Raw genomic sequence first — 22379 nt, forward strand, 5'->3', positions numbered from 1 at the left:
CACGATTAACCGTAATAAAAAACCAGGAAACTCTAGGAAGAGTTCCTGGTTTCTTCATGAGGTCGTGCCGCTTCAAGCGGCTGAACCGGGCCTCGCCTCTACACGATTCCGGCCATGGAAGCCTGCTGAAAATCGGCCAGGCTCACACTCTTGCCGCCGTTCAACCGCGATTCTTCCGCGCCGAACGCCATCAGGTGGCTCTGCAGCGAAGCGGAGGCGGATGTCCGGCTTGCGGCAGGGGCGCGGCCGTATTTCCGGACGTCCTTCAGGAAAGAGGCGACCATGCGCTCGTCTCCTCCCCCGTGCCCGTCCCCGGCGATGTTGCAGCGGACCTCGACCGCTTCTCCGGTAGCGAAACGGTGAAGGGTATACGAGCCTGTGTCCATATCGCCCAGGATCTCGCCGCGGGTCCCCATGATCTGGACCCGTCTGCCGCCGCCCTGGGTAAAACCGGACATCGTGAAGGCCGCGGTCGCTCCACCGGCAAACTCCAGGTTCACGACCTGGTGATCCACGACATCGTTATCGCAGCGGTACACGCAGCGTCCGAACGGTCCTTCCTTCAACGCCTTCACGATGCCTTCCTGGGACAGGTCGTGTGTCATGTAACGCGCCCACGGATGATCCGGCGGCTGAATGTAGAGCTTGAGCGCGGAGAACGGGCATTCTTTTTCAACCTCGCAGCCTTCGATGCATCTGTCGGTCGATCCCGCGGGGGCGTTCTCCTTCTTGAAATGAAACAAGGAGCCGAATGAACTGACGCTCTTGCACTCCCCGCCCATGAGCCACGAAATAATGTCCAGATCGTGGCACGATTTGGCCAAAATCATGGGACTGGTTTCTTCCGCACGGCGCCAGTTGCCCCGCACATAGCTGTGAGTCATATGGGCGTAGCCCACATTTTCGGTCAGCTGGACGGACGCGATATCACCGAGTTCTCCGGCATCCAGGTGCTGTTTGATTCCCGCCCAGAACAGGGAGTACCTCAGAACGTGGCTGACGACGAGAAGCCGGTCATGGGCTTTGGCCGCCTCGACCAGTTGCACGCACTCTTCCAGCTTAGGCGACATCGGTTTTTCCAGCAGAACGTGATAACCGAGCTCCAGCGCCTTCATAGCCGGCACGAAATGCATCCGGTCCAGCGTGCTGATAATCATAATGTCGGCGATTTTTCCCCGCTCGAATGCTTGCTCCCATGACGAATATACATAGTCGGGCTTGATTCCGTGTATCCGCGAGATGAGTTTCCGTCTGCCTTCATCGGGCTCCGCTACGGATATAATGTTGAGCTCGTGGGGATATTTCTCCGCGTACGGTCCATAAATGTAACGTCCCCTGCTTCCGGCACCGAGCAGTACCGCTGTTAATGCTGCCACTCTACTTCCTCCTCTTGCTTCGGCTTATGTTCCGATTGTACAAGAGAGAGACTTCGGCCTAAAGAGATCGTTGGTTACTTTCATATACTTCTGTTGACGTGGGTGCCTGCCGATCAGCCGCTGTCGCCGCTTGCCCGCCGGCTCCGGTATTCCTGTGGAGTAGATTCGTTATGCTTTTTGAAAAACCGGATAAAAGCCAGAGCCGAATTGTAGCCCAGCATAGAGGCGATTTCCCCTACCCTCATCGGACTGCCGAGCAGCAGCTCCTTGGCCTTCAAATTCCGGTAATCGTTAATGTAATCGGACAATCCGATCCCCGTCATTTGTTTATAAAGCCGCGACAGGTACGAGGGATTAAGGCCGACGTGGTCGGCAATGGCATTCAGCGAGATATCTTTCGCGAGATTGGCCGCTATGTAAGTATGAACCCGCTGGACAAGCTCGTCGGGAAAATGAGCCGCCTGCTCGCCGTTCCAATCGAATATGAGCTCCGCCGTCTGCAAAAAATAAGCTTTGAGCGCGGCCACGGTCGTATCCGCTTCACAGTGGAACAACGTCGACAAATCGTGGCTGCTGTTCAGGTACGCCCTCAGTTCGTCATTTTTGTTCACATACGCCAAAAAAACAGCGGAAAGCGAATGATACACTTCTCTTTTCCGTTCAAACGGCCATTCGTCACTTTCCCATAGATCGCTGATCTCCTTGTACACGTTAAAAAATTCGCAGCGGTGCCCGTTCTCCAGGCATTTCCCGAGCAGCTGCACGCGGGCGGCCGTAAAAAACTCGCTCCGCTTCTGCGCGTGGCCGGTTTCCCCTTGATTATCCGACGCGGGTTCCGTTAAAATGATTTCATTTCCGAGGCCCGCTCCGAACAAAAAGGTATATTTCAGCTCATGGAATTTGTCGGAAATATCGTCCCAGGGAACCGGATTTTTGCCCACCACAAAAGAAACCGGCAGCTTCAGCAGATTTTTGCAGGCCCGCTGGATCGTTTCAAGAGCATTTCCCACGAAACGCCGCGTACTGTCCCAGCTGTCCCCGGAGACGTCCGTGTCAGGACACGATGATTCCGCCGGCTGAATAAACCAGGCGACTTTCACCTGGTCGTAAACATAGGTGTACACGCGTGCACCCGGCGACAAAATCTCTTCCGCGATATTTTGTACGGCATACACGAAGAGCGCTTTATCCGGAGGCGTCAGCATTTCTCGCCACACGTCCACTCTTCCCAGAAGCAGCAAAACCGGCTCTTCCCCTTGAAGCGGAATGCCGATCTCCCGGAAATGCCGGTCAAGCTGCTCCCCGGCCGGCCTTTTTCCCTGAAGCAGACTGCTCACATACTCTTTTTGGAGAGAAGGGAGCGCCCGCTTCATGCTTTCCTCCGCGCGCTCAATCATCTCTTCACGCGCTTTTTCTTCATCGAGCTTGTCGATCGCTCGCGTAACGGTGGCAATGATTTTCTCGTCGCTTTCAATTTTCAGCAGATAATCGAAGCCGCCGTATTTAACCGCACTCTGCACATATTGAAAATCGTTATAGCCGGTCAGAAAGATCACTTTGCACGAAGGCCAATTCGTTTTAATTTCCCGGAGCAGACCGATACCCTCCAGCCCGGGCATTTTAATATCCGAAATGACAAGGTCGATCCGCTTGTTCCGCAATACTCCCAGCGCCTCTTCTCCGGAATACGCGGTATGAATTTCCAGGGAAAGCTGTGTAGTTTCTTCGAAAAGATCCTTCAGACCCTCCACGATAATCGGGATATCGTCTACAATCAGCAATCGGTACATTCGGTCTCCTCCTCTAGCTGTTTCCGATGTGAATGCCTGCTTTCAGGCCGCCCAATTCCGATCTGTCCACCGTGATCCCGTAGCCCTGCCCGTAGCGGAGCTGGATTCTCCGGTGAACGTTCACGAGACCGGTCGTCTCTTCAAGCTCGTGATTTCCGTCCGCAAGACGTCTGCGGAGTTTGCCGAGTTCTTCGTCCGTCAATGTCGTACCGTTGTCTTCCACATAGATGGTAATGCCTGTGGCGTCCATCCTGCTCCAGATCCGGAGAAACCCGGCGCCGGGCGTGCTTCCGAGCGCGTGTTTGTAAGCGTTCTCTATAATCGGCTGCAGGATAAGCCGGGGAACGCGCGTGTCAAACTCCTCAACCTCGAACACCGCTTCAATGCGGTCTCCGTAGCACACTTTTTGCATATCCACGTAGGTACGCGAATGGTTGATTTCTAGCGAAAGCGGAATTTCATCCTCGTCGTTCCGGGTAATAAAATGAAAATAATCCCCGATGTACAAGCAGAACTGGTACGCTTTCTCCTTATGCTCCGATTTAATCAGGCGGCACAGGACGAAGAAGCAGTTATACAAAAAGTGCGGATTAATCTGGGACTGCAGCCGTTTCAGCTCCGAACGCTGACTGCGGATTTGCTGCTCGTAATTTTGCTCGATCAGCTCCCGCAGCGAATGGATCGTCTGATTAAACGCATGGTACAAATACCCGAATTCGTCGTTGCCCCGGTCGACCGGAATAAGCTCCAGCCGGTTTTGCTGGACGCGTCTGAACGACTGCACCAGCTTTAACAGCGGCCGGTAAATCAGCCGGAACAGGAAGAACGAGAAGAACAGGACCACCGCAACCGCCAGAACGCACGCCCACCTGAACCATACGCGATAAGTCTGGATGGGGCCGAGCAGCGTTTTTTCGGGAATGCAGCTGACCGAATACGAGTTCCACAGGGCCGAGTAGTTGTAGACCGCCAAATACCGGTCGCTGCCTACGGTAATCGTCTCGTAGCCCTGTTTGTTCCCTTCCGCGCTTTTCTCCCCGATAAAAGCTTTCGCCGCCGTCAGCAGCCGCGGGTCATTCCCGCTCTGAAAATTCCACCCGCGATCCGTGTTGATCAGCAGGGTTTCCCCGCCGAAGGAGCCGCTGATCTGCGCCAGCGACTGCCTGATCTTGGCCGTCGACAGCTCGACGCCGATGACGTACAACGGCTCCCGGGTCGAATTCGACGGCACCTGCATGCTCAGGAACAACCGGTCGTCCCAGAAAATAAACGGCTCGTCGGCCCGCTTATTCCGCAGCTGGAGTGCTTCATATTCCTTCAAATCCACGAAGGTATCGTACTTGACGCTGAGCAGCGTCCGCTGAATAAGCGGCACATAGGCTTTCACTTCCTGAATAAACGCGCTGGAATCCTTGGTCAGATTCAGGCGCTTCTGAATACCGAGTATTTTCTCGGAACGGTCGTAATCCGACAATTCATTACCCATGGCCGCGATTTCCTGCAAATCGCTGTCCGTGACGTAATTCGGCAGAAACCGGTTGATCCGGTCCGCTTCCTTGTCCAGCGAATCCAGATAATACCGGGTCGTATTCAGGATGGACTGGGACCTTTCCTGGCGGATGCTCTCCGACCCCTTTTCGTTAATCAGCCAGGTAATGGCCATGATCGGAAGCAGGGCGGCCATAAATACCGCCATAATTTTTTTGAAAATGGAGGAGTCCTGCAAGCTGAGATTGAGTTTCATGAATACCGCTCCCCTTACGCTCGAATGCCCGTCCCGTTATTCTTTGACACTCCCCATCACAATTCCTTTAATGAAAAAACGCTGAAGGAACGGATACACCAGAAGAACGGGGAAAGCGGCGACGAATATCTGGGCGGCTTTGCTGGTGCGGTCCGACAATTTAACCAGCAGTTCGGCGTCCTGCGCTTTGATAAACCGGAAATCCATGTTGATGATAATGGTCTGCAGGAAGGTCTGCAGCGGATATTTATCGGGATGGTTCATGAGAATCATACCGTCAAACCAGCTGTTCCAGTGGCCGACCACCGTGAATAAGCCCGTCGTCGCCAGTGCGGGAAGAGAAAGCGGAGCATAAATCTTCCACAAGGTCGCAAAATGGCCGGCGCCGTCAATCCGGGCCGATTCCTCGAGTTCCTTCGGCAGACTCCGGTAAAAGTTCAGCAGGAGAATCACATTAAATACGGGCAGCGCACCCGGAAGAACCAGCGCCCAGACCGTATCGATCAGGCCGAGCGTTTTGATCGTCATGTACCACGGAATAAGCCCTCCGCTGAACAAGATCGTAAAGACGAAGACCCAGACGTAAAAGGTGCGCATGCGGAATACGCGAGGGTCCTTCGACAGCGGATACGCCGTGAGGATCGTCAGAAACATGCTGATCGCCGTACCCAGCACGACCCGCTGAACCGATATCCAGAACGCCCGCAAGTATTCCGGCTTGCCGAACACGTTATCGTAGGCGGCCGTCGTAAAGTCGACGGGCCACAGCAGAACCTTCCCGGCGGAGGCCGCCGCTCCCGAACTGAGCGAGATGGCCAGGATGTGAATAATGGGCATGAGGCACGCGAAAGAAATCAGGGCCAGGAACACGACGTTGCCGATCAGAAACAGTCTCCTGCCCATGGTCAAGTGGTGGCGCAAGGCAATCCCTCCTCAGAAGATCCGGTAATTGGCGAAACGGTAAGCAAGCAGGTACGATACCGAAATCAGAACGAAAGAAACGATCGACTTCAGAAGTCCGACCGCCGTAGCGAAACCGAACTGCGACTGCTGCACCCCCATGCGGAAGACGAACGTGTCGATAATGTCCGCGCTTTCATAAACTTGAGGGCTGTACAGATTGAAAATCTGGTCGAACCCGGCATTGAGCACGTTGCCGATGTTCAGCGTAAGCATGAGCACGATAATCGGCATCATTCCCGGAAGCGTGATGTAGAGGGTCTGTTTCCACCGGCCCGCTCCATCCATCTCCGCAGCCTCATACAGCGACGGATTGATCCCGGTAAGGGCAGCCAGATACACGATGGTGCCGAAACCGAACTCCTTCCATACGTCCGACACGACCATCACATAAGGAAACCAGGCGTTATCTCCGAGAAAAAAAACGGGCTGCATCCCGAAGACGCCGAGAAGCTGGTTGACGATCCCCGACGACGGCGAAAGCACGTCGACCAGAATGCCGCTCAGCAGCACCCAGGACATAAAATGCGGCAGATAGACGAGCGTCTGAAACGTCCGTTTGATCCACTGCCTGCTCAGTTCATTGAGAAGAATGGCGATCGTAATGGGCACGATTAAACCCGCCGCTATTTTCATCGTCGCAATAAACAGGGTGTTGAAAAAAATTTGTCCGATATCCGGGTATTCCATCAGGAAACGGAAATTTTTCAATCCCACGAAAGGTGAACCGAACAGCCCTTTGGACGGGATGAATTTCTGAAAAGCCATCATAATTCCCGCCATCGGGATATAACTGAATATAATCACGATAATCAGACCCGGCACTACCATCAGATGAAGAGGCCACTCCCGCCTCCAAGTCCGAAACCTCGTATGCATACCCTCACCTGCCTTATCAGCTTCATGTAGATAGAAAAAGAGGGATCGCATCCTTTCCGATCCCCCTTGAAGGATTTTGACTGAACTCACCCGTACGGGCGGCAGCCGCCCTATTTGTTCTTGTTGTACCAGTCATTGACTTCTTTCGTGATCTCGTTGCCGCCCATGCTTTTCCAATCCGCAACGAATTTGTCGAATTCATCGGCCGGCACCTGATTCATGATGATTTTGACGAACACTTCATCCCGCTTTTTGTTCAAAATCGCTCCTTTTTCCACCATGGTCGGTGTCGGCGCTCCGTAAAACTTGTTCTGTTCGAACTGGTTGTTCTTCTTCATTTCCGGATACAGCGAGACGGCGCCATGGGGTCCCGAAATCAAGTACTCCCACCAGAGGCTCGTATCTCCGTTGACGTATTTCATGGCGCGTCCGTAGCGGGTCTTCTGATCTTTCGTCTGCAGCTTGCTTTCGTCTTTGTTCGCGATCGCATCGGGAAGCACTTCCCCGTTATTGTTCGTCTGGTTATTGACGAAGATCGGGTTCAGCAGCCAGTAGTTGCTCGATTTTTCCACTTTGTCTTTGCCGAACTCATACACCTTGCTCTCTTCGCTCTGGCTGTTGTTCACGACGATCCAGTGGTTCAGCAGCTTGATGACCGCCTCCGGATGTTTCGCTTTCTTGGACACGACGTAGTACTTATCCACGCCCAGCCCGATCTGGGACTTGGCGGGTTTGCCGTCCGAGGATGGAAGCGGGAACACGCCCCACTCCTGCACGACTTTGCCGTCCTTGACCGCTCCGCTCGCCAGTTGGGCCGGCATCCATTCCGCCCCGAAGACCATGCCGATGCTGTCGTTATACAGCATTTCGGAAGCTTTAGTCGCATCCTTGACCGCAAACTCCGGATCGATCAGGCCTTTCTTGTACAGATCTTGAAGACCTCGCAGCGCGTCTTTCATCTGCGGCTGAACATCCCCGAACTGGAGCTTGCCGGTTCCGTCATCCAGCCACTGGTTCGTGTAAGCGTGATATCCGTTCAGGAAACCCGTGACACCAAGGGCGCCGTCGAACAGATTTTTGTTGAAGGCCAGGCCGTAAGCTTTTCCCGTTCCTCCGGGGTCCTTCGTTTTAAAAGCCTCCGCGATTTTGGCAACGTCCTCCATCGTTTTCGGCTCGGGCAGGTTCAATTTCTTCAGCCAGTCCGTCCGCACCCACAAGAACTGGGCGTAATAAGGATTGGATGTCGAGGGAATCGCCATCAGCTTGCCGTCGAACGTGGCCGACTTCATCTGAAGGCCGCCGTCCATGGTCATCATTTTCTTTGTGTTTTCGGTGGCGACCTTGTCGTATACGGGTGTCAGATCCAGGATCATGTCCGCTTCGATAAGCTGCTGAAGCTGAGCGGCATCGACGGGAAAGAAGTCCGGAATCTCGTTGGAAGCGATAGACATTTTCAGCTTTTCCGCGAACTGGCTTCCGTCCGCCACCCATTTGTTGATGATTTTAACCCCGGTTTCTTTCTCGTACGCCGCGTAAACCGCATTGTTGTCGAAGGTTTCGCCCGGATCGAATTTCAGATACGGATCGCTTGCCCGGACCGTGGATACTTCCATGACTCCGCCCGTTTCCGGCGTTTTCGCCTCTTCGGGCGCCGTGCCGCTGCATGCTGTAACCGTTAACATCGCGGCAATGACAGCGGCCGGCAGCAGCCCTTTATGTCTGTTTTTTCTGCTCAATGCAATCCCTCCTGGGTATTGTTCCTGTGCGGGCCGCTATGACCGGCCTCTCGTTCCTTGCGTAGCTTAAGTATAAGAAACGGGGTGCCGTGCTTCCATATACTCCTATTTACATTCGTATACACCTCTTGACTGACCTTTGTTCAATAAAGCGCCGGGAACGCCGGACCATGCCGCATTAAGCCTCGGATCTCCGCTTCTTAACGGCTTTGCTCCCCGTTCCTATCTTGTGTGAACTCACCCAGTTTTTGATATTGTAGAACGGGGTCGAATAACTTAGAATGATGAAGGAACTATGCGGTCGAAGGGAACTAGAAAATGTCTATAAAACGATTATCCGCCCTGTTTTTAGCTGTTATTCTGGCCATTTTGCTCATCAATGACAGCGTCTTTTATTATTCCACGAAGAAATCCCTAACGGCGAACATGGAAACGGAGCTGTTTTCTCTTTCCCAGCAAATCCAGTTAAGCATTGACCACGTGGAGTATTCGTCTCAAACCCGGGATAAACTCTTGTCCGATTCGTTAAGGCAAGTGGCCCTCGGCGTCAAAGCCGCTCTGCCTCCCCGTTACCGGGATATCGACAACAGCATGCTGGCGGAGCTAAGAGTCAAGTATAACGTAAGCAATCTCACCTTATTCGCCCAAATCGGGGATGAGATCGTCAGCGTCCGTTCCTCGGATCCCAAGGAAATTAACCTGAATGCGAAATATTGGGGTAATTACCGGACAGCGCTCGAACAGCTGTTCAGACTGGAAACGGTTACCGTATCCGAAGGCACCACGCTTCAGAGCTTCTGGGCGGGTAAAATATCGGGCTCCGCCTCCAATCCCGGTTCAAAAAGAAACAAATTCGGCTTCTATTACGACGGAACGACCGACTATATCATTAATCCGACGATGAACAGCTCTCTCATCGAGCAGTTCGATCAGAACGACGGCTCGGAGTTTATCGTTGCGGAGACGTTAAAGAACAACAAAAGCCTGCTCGAAATTACCGGATTCAATCCGCGCACCTTCTCCAAGCCGGATGACGATCCCAGTTTTTATACCATAACGAACGGGTCCAAAAACATCCGGTACTCCGAACGCAAAATTTTGTTCGGCCAGTACAACAACAGGTCGCCGGAGGACGTCTCCCTGATCGAGCAGGCCGTTAAACTCGATAAGCCGATCTTCTTCCCTACGAAAATCAACGACAAAAACGTGTTGAAAATTTTTTATCCGGTTAAGAGCGAACGCGTTCAGTTCCCTTACGTAATCGGCCTGGTCAACGACATGGAGTATATTCACAACTCCTTGAACAAACAGCTGCTGAATTTCTTCCTCGTCATCGTTTCGGTTTCGATTGCCAGCCTGATCATGGTCTACTTTATTTACAAAGGGGTTAACCGGACGAAAGACGCCGTCGCCCAGACGATCCAAGAGAATTATACGGATGAAATGAACAGTCTGATGGTCGCGATCAAAGGACAGAATCACGATTTTACCAACCATCTGACCACGATCAGCTGTATGGTCCAGTTGAAAAAGTTCGACGAGACCAAGAAATATATCCACGAGCTTGTGGAAGAAACCAGACTCGTCAACAGCATCGTCCATGTCGGGCATCCGGCCCTCGCTTCCCTGATCAGTTCCAAGATTACGCAGTCGCAATTGAGAAAAATAAACTTTACTTACGAGCTGGACTTGGCGGACGATCTCACAAGCATTTCCGGACTGAAATCCGTCGATCTCGTGAAAATTTTAGGTAATTTGATCGACAACGCTTTCGACGAAGTGAGCGGAATGAACGTGGAGCAACGAAACGTGCATCTTCTCGGCTATACGGAAGAGAACCAACTGATCTTCAAGCTGTCCAACCATATCAGCAAAAGCTTGTCCGAGAAGGATCTGCAAGCCATGTTTACAAGCGGTTACTCCACGAAAAAAGACGGCGTCCACAAAGGTCTCGGTCTGGCCATCGTAAATCAGCTTGTTCAGCGGTACAAAGGAACGGTCTCCGCTGAAATTTCCGGAGCGAACACGATCCAATTCACCGTGATTCTGCCGATTTATTCCTAATCCGGAAGAACGGAAGATACGGATTGGACGGCCGTATCCCGTGCCGCAAGCTCCGCCGTTCCGCCAAAAAGAAACTCGGCCTGCTTCCTGCAGGCCGAGTTTTTTCGCTTAACGGTTCAATTCGTGAAGGGCGGCTTCGTACTTGCGCATTCTTTCGCGGTCTTTGGAGGTCGGTTCCTTGATGCGGGTCATGTCCATGTTATCGTGAACATCGGCCAGTTTGACCTCTCGGGCAAGGGGATTTTTCTTCGCCCTCCGGACGAAGTCCAGGTAATCCTCGCCCGGCTCCCGACTCAAAGCGGTCACCGCTTCAACGATGTCCGGCGAGAATCCTTCCCGCCGTAAATCTTCGGCGCTTATCTCCGAATCCTCCAGAACGTCATGGAGGACAGCCACGATGCGCGCATCGGTTGTCCGGACGCTCTGCATAACCCGGAGCGGGTGCAGAATATACGGCTGGCCGGCTTTGTCGGTTTGTCCGGAATGGGCCCGGGCGGCTACAATAATCGCTTTTTCCAAGGTGCTCATTTTTTCGCCTCCTCCCTGAACCTGTGATGTAACCCAAATTATACCACGCCCGTCCCTTAATCACACGGGCACCCACTTACGACTGGAGGCCAGTGCGCTGCAAGCCCGTTTGTAAGGCTTCATGGTGTGGCGCCTGTTTCACGCGTTTTACCTCTTCCTTATCCTTCCTGTATACTGTGAATGAACCTTTTATTCATGCCGTTACAGGAGGAACCGGAATGATCAAGCGTCACATCGACAGATTGGAGCAGCTGCTTCCCTTCAAAGTGGGAGAAGACCGTCAAGAAGAGTACGAAACCTACCTCAAGCTTGAAGGCGCAGGAGAAGAACAGTTTGCTGTCCTGGAAAGGAAATACGGCCTGACCCTGCCCGACGATTTCAAGGAATTTTACCGGCACAAAAACGGCAGCGGCTATCATTTCCATATTTTGTATCCTTCTTACGATGAAGGGGCCGTTTCCCCTTTTTATCTGCTTTCTCTGGAGGAAATCGACGAACTGAAAGCTTATTTCTGCAGCGAGGACATCCTGCTCAGCGAGCATTTCGAGGAAGACGAAATCGCACGGCTCGATAAACGGATCCGGCCTTACTACAGCAACCGAAAATGGCTTCCCATTGCGCAGCTCGCCGGAGGCAGCCTGTATCTGATGCTGGATTTCGACCCTTCCGAGCAGGGCAAGGCGGGACAAGTGATCGCATTTGTGCATGACCCGGACTTCATTTACTATGCGGCGGACAGCTTTACGGAGCTGCTGGATATTTCCAACAGGAACCTCGAAGAATGGGAAGAAATCGATTATTAAAACGCGAGACCGGGCCGGTCGGCTCTACAGTCGGCAAAAAATTAAAACGGAGTGCGGAGCCTGAGCTCGAACACTCCGTTTCGTTTGTTTCAAGGCAGGGCTTGTCCCGCTCCTACGCTGGCTTTAATCATTTGAATGAACCGCTCCGCCGGGGGCGACAGAACCTCATCTGTACGCGTACATACCGCGATGATATTTTTTAACCGGATGTCCTTCACATATACCCGGGCCAATTCCCCGCGCTCCACATGATCCCGGACGACCAGCGAGGAAATAAAGTTCGTCCCGTACCCGGCCATCACCGCGCTGATCGTCTCATTCAAGCCGTTGAACTGCAGGGCAATCTGGGGAGGACTCACGTTATGCACCCTGCATAAGGAAAAAAGCCACTCCCGCGTCGAGCTTCCCTCTTCCCTCATAATGAACGGCTCCTTCACCATCTCGGCCAGGGTGATGTGCTCATTGGCATATTTGTGACGGGCGGGCACGACGAACCACAATTCGTCCTCGAAAAGCTCCTCCCAATGGATGCCGGGCTGCCTTTCGCCCGCTCCGCCGTAAACGGCAATTTCGGCTTCGTAATTGAGCAGGCTGTCGAAAGCGCCCCGGGAATTGGTCGTGGTGATGACGAAATCTACTTCTTCATGGTCCCGTTTGAATTTGGCGACCCAGGCCGGAAGCAAGAAATTGGCCGGCAGATAGGTGGATACGAGGCGAATCGCACCGTTTCTTCCCGAGGTATACCCGTCGATAAAAGCTTCCATTTCCTCTTCCAGGGCAAACAGCTTTCTTGCATATTCCAGCAGCTTCCGTCCGGCATCGGTTAAGGAAATTCCTCTTCCCCGGGCAGCGAAAAGCCGCATCCCGATTTCCTTTTCGAACCGTTTGATCTGGGAAGTGACAGCGGGCTGGGAAATCCGAAGCGCCTCGGCCGCCCCCGTTATGCTCCCCGATTTGGCCGTTTCGTAAAAAATCCGCAGAGCGTGAAGATTCATTTCGCACGCACCTTTTCTTAACTAAAATTTATACTTTAATAATAATTATATATTTTATTTATGTATCAATCCAGCATACAGTAGAGGTAGATTCCCATACGAAAGGAGTTTTACTCTTATGACGCTTTCAAATGAATCCCCCGAAGTCCGTAACGAACCCGCCCGGGCGGACCTGTCCGGCAAATGGTCGCATGTGGATGCCTGCCTGAACGAATGGCTTGTCCCCGCCGATCCCGTTATGACGGAGGTTCTCGCCAATAACGCCAGAGCCGACCTTCCGCCTATTGACGTGGCGCCCAACCAAGGGAAGCTGCTCCACCTCCTCGCTAAAATCCAAGGAGCCCGCTCCATCCTGGAAATCGGCACGCTTGGCGGATACAGCACGATCTGGCTCGCTCGCGCGCTGCCCAAAGACGGCAAAATCGTCACGCTCGAGTACGATCCTCATCATGCGGAGACGGCCCGCCAAAATCTGAGCCAGGCGGGCGTAAGCCATCTCGCGGAGCTGCGGGTCGGCGAAGCGCTCGGGTCGCTGGAGCAGCTTTACGCGGAAGGGGCCGGGCCGTTCGATCTCATCTTCATCGACGCGGATAAACCGAACAACCCCGATTACTTCAAATGGGCGCTGAAGCTGTCGCGCCCGGGCAGTCTCATCATCGGGGACAACGTCATCCGCGACGGGAAAGTCGCCAATCGGCACAGCACAGACCCACGCGTTCAAGGGGTCCGCACCTTCCTCAAGCTGATCGCGGCCGAACCGCGGGTTACCGCGACCGCGTTGCAAACCGTCGGCAGCAAAGGCTACGACGGGTTTGTCCTCGCGCTGGTGACGGCATAAAAAGGGCCCCGGCAGCCAATCCTAAACAAAATCCCCTCTCTTTAAAGAGAGGGGATAAAGACAATCACTTCGGTTCCGGCATTTACTTCACTGGCAAGATCAATGGTTCCCCCGTGATGCCGGATCATATTTTTAGCGATCGCAAGACCGAGTCCGGTGCCGCCTGACTTCCGATGCCGGGAGGAATCCACCCGGTAAAAACGCTCGAATACGCGGGATAGTTCCTCTTGCGGGATTCCGATTCCATGATCCTTAACCCTGATCTCGACTCCATGCTTACCGGAAACCGGATCCGTCTTCTCGGATACATGCAGCTCGATCTTGTCTTTGCTGTATTTCATAGCATTGTCCAGAAGAATAAGCAGCAGTTGATTGATGGTAGACGCATCCACTTCTGCTGTAATTTCCTTGGAAGAGGAAATGACCTCTATTTCCCGCCTGTGAGTCTTGCTCAGCAAGTGGGCTGTCTGTTCACAAACCGTAACAAGCTCGACGTTCTGGACCGTTAAAACACGCTCCTGTTCGCTCGACGCTAAATCTAGAAGCTGCTGGGTCATTTGCTTCATTCTGACGGCCTCAGAATGGATAGACTCCACAGCTTCTTTCCCTTTCGCTTCATCTTTCAGCCCCCATCTGCGAAGCATATTGGCATATCCCTCAATTATGGTTAAAGGGGTCTTTAATTCATGGGAAGCATCGGACACGAACTGCTGCTGGCGCACGAAGTTTTCCTCGAGCCGGTCAATCATCCGGTTAAAAGTAGCCGCCATCGCGCCGAGTTCATCTTTGGAGCCCTCACCCAGCGGTATTCGATGGAAGGCTAGGCTTTTCTCAATTTGTTCCATCGTTCGGACCATCCCGGAAATGGGCCGCAGAATCCAGCGGGACAAATACACGCCTCCGATGAGACTCAAACCTATCGCCCCCAGACTCGACAGTGCAAGGATTGAAATCAAAATCCGGATGTTGTCTTCCAGCGAATCCAGCTTCTCCGCCATTTCGATCGAGCCGATCGTGTCACTTCCCGAATGAATAGGGACACGTACCAGCAGAACGGCGCTTTCCCCTCTGTAATACACCTCGGTTTCAGAATGTTTAACCGTCTCAGTCTTCAGAGGAAGAAGATCCGAATCGTTCTGAACGGTTTGAACCACCTTTCCTACCTTGTCGAGAAGACGAATCATCCCTTGATCCGGCAGGTAGCTTTGCAGAAGTTCGGTACTTTGTCCCGATATTAGGTCGGCAGGGTCCGCCTTTTCCAGAAGAGTATGGACTCGGTTCATAAACAAATCTTTTTCGTTCTGCGTCGTAATGCGCAGAAAAGCAAAGTAGACGGTCACGTTCACAGCCAGCAATATACCGATCAACCATAGGGTCGTTAGAAGAACGATTTTCTTCTGGATACTCATTTGCCGCTCTCCTTGATCGAATACCCTACTCCGCGATGTGTATGAATAAGCGCTCCTTCAAACGGATAATCGATTTTTTTGCGGAGATAACGGATATACACATCAACCACGTTCGTATCTCCCATAAAATCATATCCCCATACGTGGCTGATAATCTGATCCCGTGTGAGCACCTGATTCCGGTTTTCGAGTAAATAAACGAGCAGCTCGAATTCTTTAGGGGTCAGCTCCACAATGATCTCGCCGCGTTTAACAGTCCGTGTCGTCGGACTGACGGTTAAATCTCCAATCGCCAGAACAGGGAAGGATTCTGCCGGTTTCGTGTCCGTGGCAGAATTGCGGATGCGGATGCAGGCTCTGATCCGGGCTAGCACTTCCTCGATCTCAAACGGCTTCGTAATATAATCATTGGCGCCTTGATCGAGCCCGCTTACTTTATCCGGTGTCGCGTCGCGGGCAGTCAACAGGATAACCGGAGTTGAGGTGTCCGTCAGACGGAGCCGCCGCAGCACCTCTGCTCCGCTGAGCTCAGGCAGCATAATATCGAGCAGAATAACGCTCCAGGTTCCGGACAGAGCCTTGACCAAACCTTCTCTTCCTGTCGAAGCCCGCTCGACCTCGTATCCCTCATAACCCAGTTCCATTTCAAGAAGCCGGGCAATTTTATCTTCATCTTCCACGATCAGAATGTTCGCGTTCATGGCCGTCCCCTCCCCTCTGCTTTCTTGTCCGAATATAGGTCACCTACGACTATGGTTCGTTTGAATCCGAGCCGATTCCTGCTCAGCACAACATCCCCCTGTAGAGCAGGGGGATGTTCCTAGGGACCGCCAGGGGTTCGTCTTGTTCCACGTCGGGTTGTTTCCACCCGAACTTCTCCCCTTCTAGTATTCCCTAAACCCTTTCTATGTAACGCCTGTACAACCTGATGGAAAGAGCGACCCAGCACCCTCTGACCAAAAAATCCAACAGATTCTCCTGAATCGGTATGAAGATACGATTGTGAGCACGACAATGGGAAGGCCCGCCCCGATTTCGGTAAAAAAACTTTATGACAGCGGTCAGTTCCGGAGCCTCAAGACCTTGTATCCCCGAAATGATGGCCGCATCAAAGGCAGCAATCTTTTGAACATGGATCAGAAGAGCCAGACTTACATTGCCAACCGCACAAAAACACTGAACATAAGGCGGGGGTCCAAATTTTTTTGAAAATCACAAACCGTTCCTCCCGGGTTCATCCGTTACCTGATCAGTATAGTTCACTAAAATGAAAATTTAATGAGAAGAACAAGATCGCTCCTAAAAAAGAAGGAGACCCATGCCGGAAAAAGAGCCTGATTTCTCTGGCTCTAGCGATTTATAAATATATAAATACTGTGCGGAAGAGATGAATTCCCCGTTGAGCGACCGGCTTAAGAAGGATAGAGTTCAAAATCAATCAGTGGGATATTGAGGATGCGTCTTCTTCGGCCACACCCGTTCCTCCAGTTTTTCGTAGACGCGAATTCCTGCTTCAAGCCACTTGTCTTCGGAGGCCCAGCGCTTAACCGACAAGTATACCGCGGTAGCCGAGACAGTTCCGAGAAGTGCTCCGGCAAGTACATCGCCGGGATAATGAACACCGGTCCAAACACGGGAGAACGCCACACCCAGGGCAAGCAGGAGCCATACGGCTCCTTCCTTTTTGCGGTACAGCCAGATTGACGTCGCAATGACGAAAGCTCCGGTCGCATGATCGCTCGGAAACGAAGCGTTGGCGGCATGGCCGATAAGCTGATAAACCTCATGGGTTACGAAAGGCCGGTCCCGATAAAACACCTGTCCGATGATTCCGCTTACGCCAAGCCCTACGCAAGCCGAAACTAACGCTAGAATGGACATTTTACGATTACGCCGGCTTCGTGTGAACCAATAAAATAAAATACCCAGGTAAAATAAATATTCCGCGTCTTGAGCGAGAAAACGCATAACGGAATTCAGAAACGTTCCCATCCCCGCTAATTGATTAATGTTTTGAAAAAGAGTGTAATCCCATGTAGATAAAGACATCTTAAATTCCGCCTTTCTGATCCAGCAATTTCTTTGCTGTCTTCTCCCTTCAATCTATCAACTGAAAATAATAAGCCCATGGGAGCAAGATTAAAATTAGCTGAGTAACGAGTGGTGAAGAAGTGACTTGAAGAGCACCGAGCTAAAAGGAGCTGAATACCAAAAGCAGGTTTATTGGGACAAGTCCCTTTCGGAGCCCTGTAAAAATGAGGTATACTGAACTGGCAATACTTAGCCTGAGGAGACTGTTGGCATGAAACCCTTTGACGATAAATGGTTGTTTGAAATAGCCTACGAGAACGCGCCATTTGCCATGGGCGTTTATTCGCTGGCGGAAGACCGCTGGTTACGGGTCAACCCCTCCTTTTGCCGCATGCTCGGGTATACGGAAGACGAGCTGGCGAAACTCTCCGACAGGCGGATCACTTACCCGGAAGATATCGCGCTGTCCTCTGATGATCCTTCCCTTTCCCACTTCGAGAAAAGATATGTGCGCAAAAACGGCGGGATCGTCTGGGCTGCCGTCGGCCTCTCCCCGCTTCCTGCGGAATCCGCGAAATCTGCCGCTCTTCTGGTTCAGGCCGTTGATCTGACGGCCAATAAGATGCGGGAAGAGCAGCTTCTCGACAGCGAACGCAAACACCGTCTCATAACGGAAGCTTCGCTGGACTGGATCTCCAGGCACGAGCCGGACGAGCTGGCGACCATGACTTATTCCTCTCCCATCTGCCGAACCATTTTCGGCTATGAACCTGAAGAAATGGTCGGGCAGGGGGCTCTTCCTTTTATTCATCCCGATGACCTGGATAGAGTCGTTTTATTTCTGGAACAGAACCGGAATACGGAGGGCGACAAGGTAACGTTCCGGTTGCGCTGCAAAAACGGCGATTACGTCTGGCTGGAATCGACTACCCGCTACACATACGATAAAGACGGGAATCTGGATGAGATCATTTCCATATCCCGCGACATTACCGGGCGCAAAAAAGCGGACCAGCAGCTTCAAGAAAGCGAACAGCGCTATAAATCGTTATTCGATCACAACCCTGCCGCGGTGTATTCCATGAACCTCGACGGCGATTACTTGACCGCGAACAAGAATCTGCAGAAAATTACCGGCTTCACGCTGGAAGAGCTGATCGGGATGTATTGGGGGCCGATCGTCGCTCCTAAAGACCTGCCCAAAACGCTTCACCACTTCGAACTGGCCAAGCAGGGCTTTCCCCAAAGCTACGACTTGACCCTTACCCATAAAGACGGGCACCCCGTCGAAATCAATTCGACGAATATTCCGATCATCGTCGATAACGAAGTCGTCGGTGTCTACGGCATCACGATCGATATTACGGAACGTCAAAGATATCTCGCCCAGATCGAGAAGCTTAGCAGCGAATATACGCTGATTCTCAACTCGGTGACGGAAGGTATATTCGGGGTGGACTCCACGGGCAACGCGATGTTTATTAATCCGGCCGGGGCGGAAATGCTCGGATTCGTCCCCGAGGAACTCATCGGCAAGCCGTATCTGGGGATGCTGCAAAATACGTTCGGCACCCCCGCCCAACAGTCCGAGGATGAACAGGTTATTTACCGCGCCATCCGGGAGGGCCGCTCCTACCATAACAAGGAAGCCGTGTTCTGGCGCAAGGACGGCTCCAGTTTCCTCGCCGACTATCACGTGACGCCGCTCATCGATAACGGGGAGCTGCGGGGCGCCGTCGTCGTCTTCAAAGATATTACGGGCGAGAAGGAAATCATACGGGCTAAAGAATCCGCGGAAAAAGCCGATCAGGCCAAGTCCGAGTTTCTGGCCATCATGAGTCATGAAATCCGGACGCCGATGAACGGAATTATCGGGATGGCGGATCTGCTGGCGGAAACGGAGCTGTCCGAGGAACAGCAGAGCTATGCCGACATTATTTTGCAGAGCAGCTACGCTCTGTTGCGGATTTTGAACGAGATCCTCGATTTCAGCAAAATCGAAGCCGGTAAAATGGTGGTTAATCACGAGCCTTTCGATGTCCGCTCCGTATTGGACCATGTCGTGGAGCTGTTTCATCCGAAAGCCGCGGAGCGCGGCATCCGTTTGACGTACGAATTGGACGGCGGCATTCCTTCGACACTGATCGGAGACGAGGGCATTTTGCGGCAGATTATCGTAAATCTGGTCGGGAATGCGATCAAGTTTACGGAGAAGGACGGCCATGTTTCCCTCTCAGCCAAGCTCGACAAAATGCCCGGACGCAGCGATGCCGTGCTGCAATTTTTCGTCCGGGATACGGGCATTGGAATTCCTGCCGACAAGCAGAGCCAGTTGTTCCAGTCCTTCTCGCAGCTCCACCCGACCATTAACCGCAAATACGGCGGCACGGGGCTCGGGCTTGCCATCTGCAAGAAGCTGGTGGAGCTCCTGGGCGGAGCGATCGGCGTCGACAGTCAGGTTAACGTTGGTTCCACGTTCCATTTCGTGCTGCCCTTCGAGCTGCCCGGTGAATCGCCTGCCCCGTACTCCGCTCCGGAAAAAACGCAGCGCAGCAAACCGGCACCGGCGTCATCGCTTGTAAGCGGCAGAGAAAGCGGCGCCCTTCCTCCGCCCGAGTTCGGTCCGATGAAACTGCTCGTTGCGGACGATAACCCCGTAAACCGCCTGCTGCTGATTACCCTGCTCAAAAAACTCGGATACGAAGCGGACTATGCGGAGAACGGCGCGGAAGCGCTGCAGGCGGTCCTCTCCGACACCTACGATATGGTGTTTATGGACCTTCAGATGCCGAAAATGGACGGCTTCGAAACGACCGCGGCCATCCGCCGGTTGAAAGGAGACGCCTCGCGCCCGGCGATCGTGGCGGTGACCGCTTTTGCCCAGAAAGAAGATATGCAGATGTGCCTCGCTTCCGGGATGAACGATTTTATAAGCAAGCCGGTGTTTGCGCCGGAAGTTGAACGCGTCCTGAAGATATGGTCGCCTCACCGCAAGCAGGACCAAACCTGATCCTCCAAATCTTGAACATCTTCGCCTCGGCGGAGGTGTTTTTTTGTGATTGCCTTTTACACCTGGCATGAATACACATCTCACACATGGACCAAACGGTCCTGTTGACAAGTGAACGTGCAGCGCATATACTGAGAATGTAAACAATTAATTTAACTTAACAATTAAGGTGATGACATGGACGAACGCTTATACCAGACCGTAAAGGAGATTAACGAAGCCGAATACACGGCCAACTTGCTCCTTTTACAAGAGTACAACGAGCTCCTGCAAGCAGATCTGACCTCCAAGCAAGCGGTCGTTCTGGAACACATTCACAAACACAAGCGTTTGACGGTCAAAGAACTGGCCGACCTGATGCTGATCACTTCCAGCGCGGTTAGTCAGCTCATCGGCAAACTCGACAAGGAAGGCTACCTCAAGAGAGAAATTAACCCGAACAACCGCCGGGAAATTCTCGTCGAGCTCGATCAATCCGGGTGGGATTATTTCGAACGTCAGCAGAAGGTCGAGAAGAGTATCGCGGAACGCTTTTACTCCAAACTGGACCCTGAGGAATTAAGCGCGCTGCGCAAAATCACGTTCAAGCTTCAGAAAATTATCGAAGCTGAACTAAGGTGACGTCCTGCGTCCCTTTTTGCCCAATACGTAAGACATCTTAATTATTACGTTAGCTTAATTATTTTTATAAAAATAGGATAATTGGAGGGATTACCATGCAAAACAAACAGAAACAGCTTCAAGAACTTTTTGCGGCCATGTCGGCGAAAGGAATTTTCAACGGAGCGTTTTTAGCGGCGGATAAAGGAGAAATTGTCTTTGAAGGCGCGTATGGCCTCGCGGATAGAGAGACCGGGCGCTCTCTGACCGTTCATTCCGTCTTCGAACTCGCTTCCGTTTCCAAAACCTTTACGGCCATGGGCATTCTTATTCTCGCCGAACAGGGAAAACTTTCTTTGAGCGATTTCGTGGAGCAATGGATACCGAACTTCTCCTACAAGGGCATCACGGTGAAGGACCTTCTCCGGCATACCTCCGGCCTGCCTGACTATACACCGCTTTTCATAAAAAACTGGGACCGCTCCAAAATCGCCACGAACTGGGACGTCCTGGAGTATTTTAATGTCCATCAGCCTCCGCTCCAGTTTCAGCCGGGGGAAAATTGGGAATACACCAATACGGGCTATGTTTTGCTGGCCCTGCTGATCGAAAAGATTTCGGGTCTCTCCTTTGCCGACTATATGAGCGAAACGTTGTTCAAGCCTCTGGGCATGCATTCCACCCGCATTCATAACCGGCGTCTTTCCGGAAACGTGCCGCCGGATTTCGCTTTCGGATACGTATATTCTTTCGAGACGCACAGCTATCACCTGCCGGACGAACAGCCTGCGACCGATTTTGTCGTATACCTGGACGGAATCCAGGGGGACGGGACCGTAAATTCCACGCTGCACGATCTACTGCTTTGGGATCAGGCCCTGTATACGGAGAAATTGGTCAGCAAAAAGACACTCGACGAAGCTTTCACTTCCGGAAAACTGCCGGATAACAAACCTTATTCGTACGGGTACGGCTGGATCATCGAACAGAAGGAGCACCTGGGTAAAGTCGTTTCCCACAGCGGCGGCTGGCCCGGCTACAGTACGAATCTGACCCGTTACACGGATCACGGAAAAACGACGATTTATCTTTCCAACACGGATCGTCAGCTGGACATTCAGCAGCGGATTATCAACGAGGCGGAGAACATTCTGTTCGGGCTCCCCCACTCCGTTCCCGATGTTCCGGCGGAGCTGAAATCCGTTAAGATCGACAAAACCGTGTATACGCTGTACCGGGGAGTTTACAAGATGGATATGGGACTCGACCTCAGCGTGACGACCGGTCCCGAGCAAGATCAGCTGTTCATCCAGTTGAGCGGGCAGCCCCAGTACGAGATTTTACCGCTGTCCGAAACGCGTTTCTTTGTCCGGGAGCTTCAAATCGAAATTGAGTTTGCCGCCAAAAAACCGGGCAAACCCGCCGACGAGCTTACGCTGTATCAATACGGCGAACACCGGGGCGTACGGGCCAAGTAACGCGTGATCCCTGTCAAGCGGGCGCAATACCGCACGCCGAAGCTGCGCGCGATGCGTCAAGTAAGCGCCGGAAAGACGCCAAAAGGATTCCCCTGCACGTTTAGCGTGCGGAGGAATCCTTTTTTTAACGGAGCCGGT

17 protein-coding genes are annotated in these 22379 nt (G+C 52.6%); 6 read left to right on the plus strand and 11 right to left on the minus strand.

Annotated elements, in window-relative coordinates; genetic code table 11:
* Positions 1–98: 98 nt before the first annotated feature.
* The 6 genes from AC2TF6_RS16135 to AC2TF6_RS16160 all read right to left on the minus strand — a co-directional run bounded on the left by AC2TF6_RS16135 (position 99) and on the right by AC2TF6_RS16160 (position 8485).
* Entirely contained in the window at positions 99–1376 is a 1278-nt protein-coding gene (locus AC2TF6_RS16135; RefSeq protein WP_491307619.1) for a Gfo/Idh/MocA family protein, read from the minus strand.
* 113 nt (positions 1377–1489) lie between these two features.
* Positions 1490–3166 (minus strand): response regulator transcription factor, encoded by a 1677-nt coding sequence (locus AC2TF6_RS16140; protein WP_491307620.1) that lies wholly within the window; start codon positions 3164–3166, stop codon positions 1490–1492.
* A 13-nt stretch (positions 3167–3179) separates the two neighbouring features.
* Positions 3180–4910: a histidine kinase gene (locus AC2TF6_RS16145; RefSeq protein WP_491307621.1), complete on the minus strand. Its 1731-nt coding sequence runs from the start codon at positions 4908–4910 to the stop codon at positions 3180–3182.
* A 36-nt stretch (positions 4911–4946) separates the two neighbouring features.
* Complete coding sequence (locus tag AC2TF6_RS16150; RefSeq protein WP_317953929.1) at positions 4947–5813, minus strand: carbohydrate ABC transporter permease; 867 nt, start codon at positions 5811–5813, stop codon at positions 4947–4949.
* A gap of 30 nt (positions 5814–5843) precedes the next feature.
* Complete coding sequence (locus tag AC2TF6_RS16155; RefSeq protein ID WP_491307622.1) at positions 5844–6749, minus strand: ABC transporter permease; 906 nt, start codon at positions 6747–6749, stop codon at positions 5844–5846.
* 110 nt (positions 6750–6859) lie between these two features.
* On the minus strand, positions 6860–8485 hold the full coding sequence (locus tag AC2TF6_RS16160) for an extracellular solute-binding protein (RefSeq protein WP_491307623.1): 1626 nt from the start codon (positions 8483–8485) through the stop codon (positions 6860–6862).
* 318 nt (positions 8486–8803) lie between these two features.
* Here AC2TF6_RS16160 and AC2TF6_RS16165 point away from each other — a divergent pair, with 318 nt between their 5' ends.
* A complete protein-coding gene (locus AC2TF6_RS16165) occupies positions 8804–10549 on the plus strand; it encodes a sensor histidine kinase (RefSeq protein WP_491307624.1) in 1746 nt (581 codons plus the stop codon).
* A 108-nt stretch (positions 10550–10657) separates the two neighbouring features.
* Here the strand turns inward: AC2TF6_RS16165 and AC2TF6_RS16170 are convergent, their stop codons facing one another.
* Positions 10658–11077, minus strand: coding sequence for an HD domain-containing protein (locus tag AC2TF6_RS16170; RefSeq protein WP_491307625.1), 420 nt, complete (start codon positions 11075–11077; stop codon positions 10658–10660).
* A gap of 218 nt (positions 11078–11295) precedes the next feature.
* On the opposite strand from AC2TF6_RS16170, the gene AC2TF6_RS16175 reads away from it, so the two are divergent.
* A complete protein-coding gene (locus tag AC2TF6_RS16175; protein WP_491307626.1) occupies positions 11296–11880 on the plus strand; it encodes an SMI1/KNR4 family protein in 585 nt (194 codons plus the stop codon).
* Positions 11881–11969: 89 nt separating this feature from the next.
* On the opposite strand, the gene AC2TF6_RS16180 is transcribed toward AC2TF6_RS16175, so the two are convergent.
* Entirely contained in the window at positions 11970–12875 is a 906-nt protein-coding gene (locus AC2TF6_RS16180) for a LysR substrate-binding domain-containing protein (RefSeq protein ID WP_369996072.1), read from the minus strand.
* 118 nt (positions 12876–12993) lie between these two features.
* Here AC2TF6_RS16180 and AC2TF6_RS16185 point away from each other — a divergent pair, with 118 nt between their 5' ends.
* On the plus strand, positions 12994–13713 hold the full coding sequence (locus tag AC2TF6_RS16185) for an O-methyltransferase (RefSeq protein WP_491307627.1): 720 nt from the start codon (positions 12994–12996) through the stop codon (positions 13711–13713).
* A 41-nt stretch (positions 13714–13754) separates the two neighbouring features.
* Here AC2TF6_RS16185 and AC2TF6_RS16190 read toward each other — a convergent pair whose 3' ends face one another.
* The 3 genes from AC2TF6_RS16190 to AC2TF6_RS16200 form a co-directional block, all read right to left on the minus strand.
* Positions 13755–15122 (minus strand): HAMP domain-containing sensor histidine kinase, encoded by a 1368-nt coding sequence (locus AC2TF6_RS16190; RefSeq protein WP_491307628.1) that lies wholly within the window; start codon positions 15120–15122, stop codon positions 13755–13757.
* A complete protein-coding gene (locus AC2TF6_RS16195) occupies positions 15119–15823 on the minus strand; it encodes a response regulator transcription factor (protein ID WP_491307629.1) in 705 nt (234 codons plus the stop codon). Before AC2TF6_RS16195 ends, AC2TF6_RS16190 begins: the two co-directional genes overlap by 4 nt.
* A 733-nt stretch (positions 15824–16556) precedes the next feature.
* A complete protein-coding gene (locus AC2TF6_RS16200; RefSeq protein ID WP_491307630.1) occupies positions 16557–17171 on the minus strand; it encodes an undecaprenyl-diphosphatase in 615 nt (204 codons plus the stop codon).
* Positions 17172–17424: 253 nt separating this feature from the next.
* On the opposite strand from AC2TF6_RS16200, the gene AC2TF6_RS16205 reads away from it, so the two are divergent.
* From AC2TF6_RS16205 to AC2TF6_RS16215, 3 genes are all read left to right on the plus strand, one after another.
* Entirely contained in the window at positions 17425–20163 is a 2739-nt protein-coding gene (locus AC2TF6_RS16205; RefSeq protein WP_491307631.1) for a PAS domain S-box protein, read from the plus strand.
* 177 nt (positions 20164–20340) lie between these two features.
* Positions 20341–20784 (plus strand): MarR family winged helix-turn-helix transcriptional regulator, encoded by a 444-nt coding sequence (locus tag AC2TF6_RS16210; protein ID WP_491307632.1) that lies wholly within the window; start codon positions 20341–20343, stop codon positions 20782–20784.
* 95 nt (positions 20785–20879) lie between these two features.
* Positions 20880–22241: a serine hydrolase domain-containing protein gene (locus tag AC2TF6_RS16215; protein ID WP_491307633.1), complete on the plus strand. Its 1362-nt coding sequence runs from the start codon at positions 20880–20882 to the stop codon at positions 22239–22241.
* Positions 22242–22379 lie beyond the last annotated feature (138 nt).

It is taken from the genome of Paenibacillus sp. JNUCC 35, from assembly GCF_058269095.1.

Bases quoted from the DNA above. Each gene is read 5' to 3' on its own strand.
- AC2TF6_RS16170 (WP_491307625.1), bottom strand. From the start codon at position 11,077: ATGAGCACCTTGGAAAAAGCGATTATTGTAGCCGCCCGGGCCCATTCC.
- AC2TF6_RS16200 (WP_491307630.1), bottom strand. From the start codon at position 17,171: ATGTCTTTATCTACATGGGATTACACTCTTTTTCAAAACATTAATCAA.
- AC2TF6_RS16180 (WP_369996072.1), bottom strand. From the start codon at position 12,875: ATGAATCTTCACGCTCTGCGGATTTTTTACGAAACGGCCAAATCGGGG.
- AC2TF6_RS16155 (WP_491307622.1), bottom strand. From the start codon at position 6,749: ATGCATACGAGGTTTCGGACTTGGAGGCGGGAGTGGCCTCTTCATCTG.
- AC2TF6_RS16190 (WP_491307628.1), bottom strand. From the start codon at position 15,122: ATGAGTATCCAGAAGAAAATCGTTCTTCTAACGACCCTATGGTTGATC.
- AC2TF6_RS16150 (WP_317953929.1), bottom strand. From the start codon at position 5,813: ATGGGCAGGAGACTGTTTCTGATCGGCAACGTCGTGTTCCTGGCCCTG.
- AC2TF6_RS16205 (WP_491307631.1), top strand. From the start codon at position 17,425: ATGAAACCCTTTGACGATAAATGGTTGTTTGAAATAGCCTACGAGAAC.
- AC2TF6_RS16175 (WP_491307626.1), top strand. From the start codon at position 11,296: ATGATCAAGCGTCACATCGACAGATTGGAGCAGCTGCTTCCCTTCAAA.
- AC2TF6_RS16140 (WP_491307620.1), bottom strand. From the start codon at position 3,166: ATGTACCGATTGCTGATTGTAGACGATATCCCGATTATCGTGGAGGGT.
- AC2TF6_RS16145 (WP_491307621.1), bottom strand. From the start codon at position 4,910: ATGAAACTCAATCTCAGCTTGCAGGACTCCTCCATTTTCAAAAAAATT.
- AC2TF6_RS16165 (WP_491307624.1), top strand. From the start codon at position 8,804: ATGTCTATAAAACGATTATCCGCCCTGTTTTTAGCTGTTATTCTGGCC.
- AC2TF6_RS16210 (WP_491307632.1), top strand. From the start codon at position 20,341: ATGGACGAACGCTTATACCAGACCGTAAAGGAGATTAACGAAGCCGAA.
- AC2TF6_RS16195 (WP_491307629.1), bottom strand. From the start codon at position 15,823: ATGAACGCGAACATTCTGATCGTGGAAGATGAAGATAAAATTGCCCGG.
- AC2TF6_RS16185 (WP_491307627.1), top strand. From the start codon at position 12,994: ATGACGCTTTCAAATGAATCCCCCGAAGTCCGTAACGAACCCGCCCGG.
- AC2TF6_RS16215 (WP_491307633.1), top strand. From the start codon at position 20,880: ATGCAAAACAAACAGAAACAGCTTCAAGAACTTTTTGCGGCCATGTCG.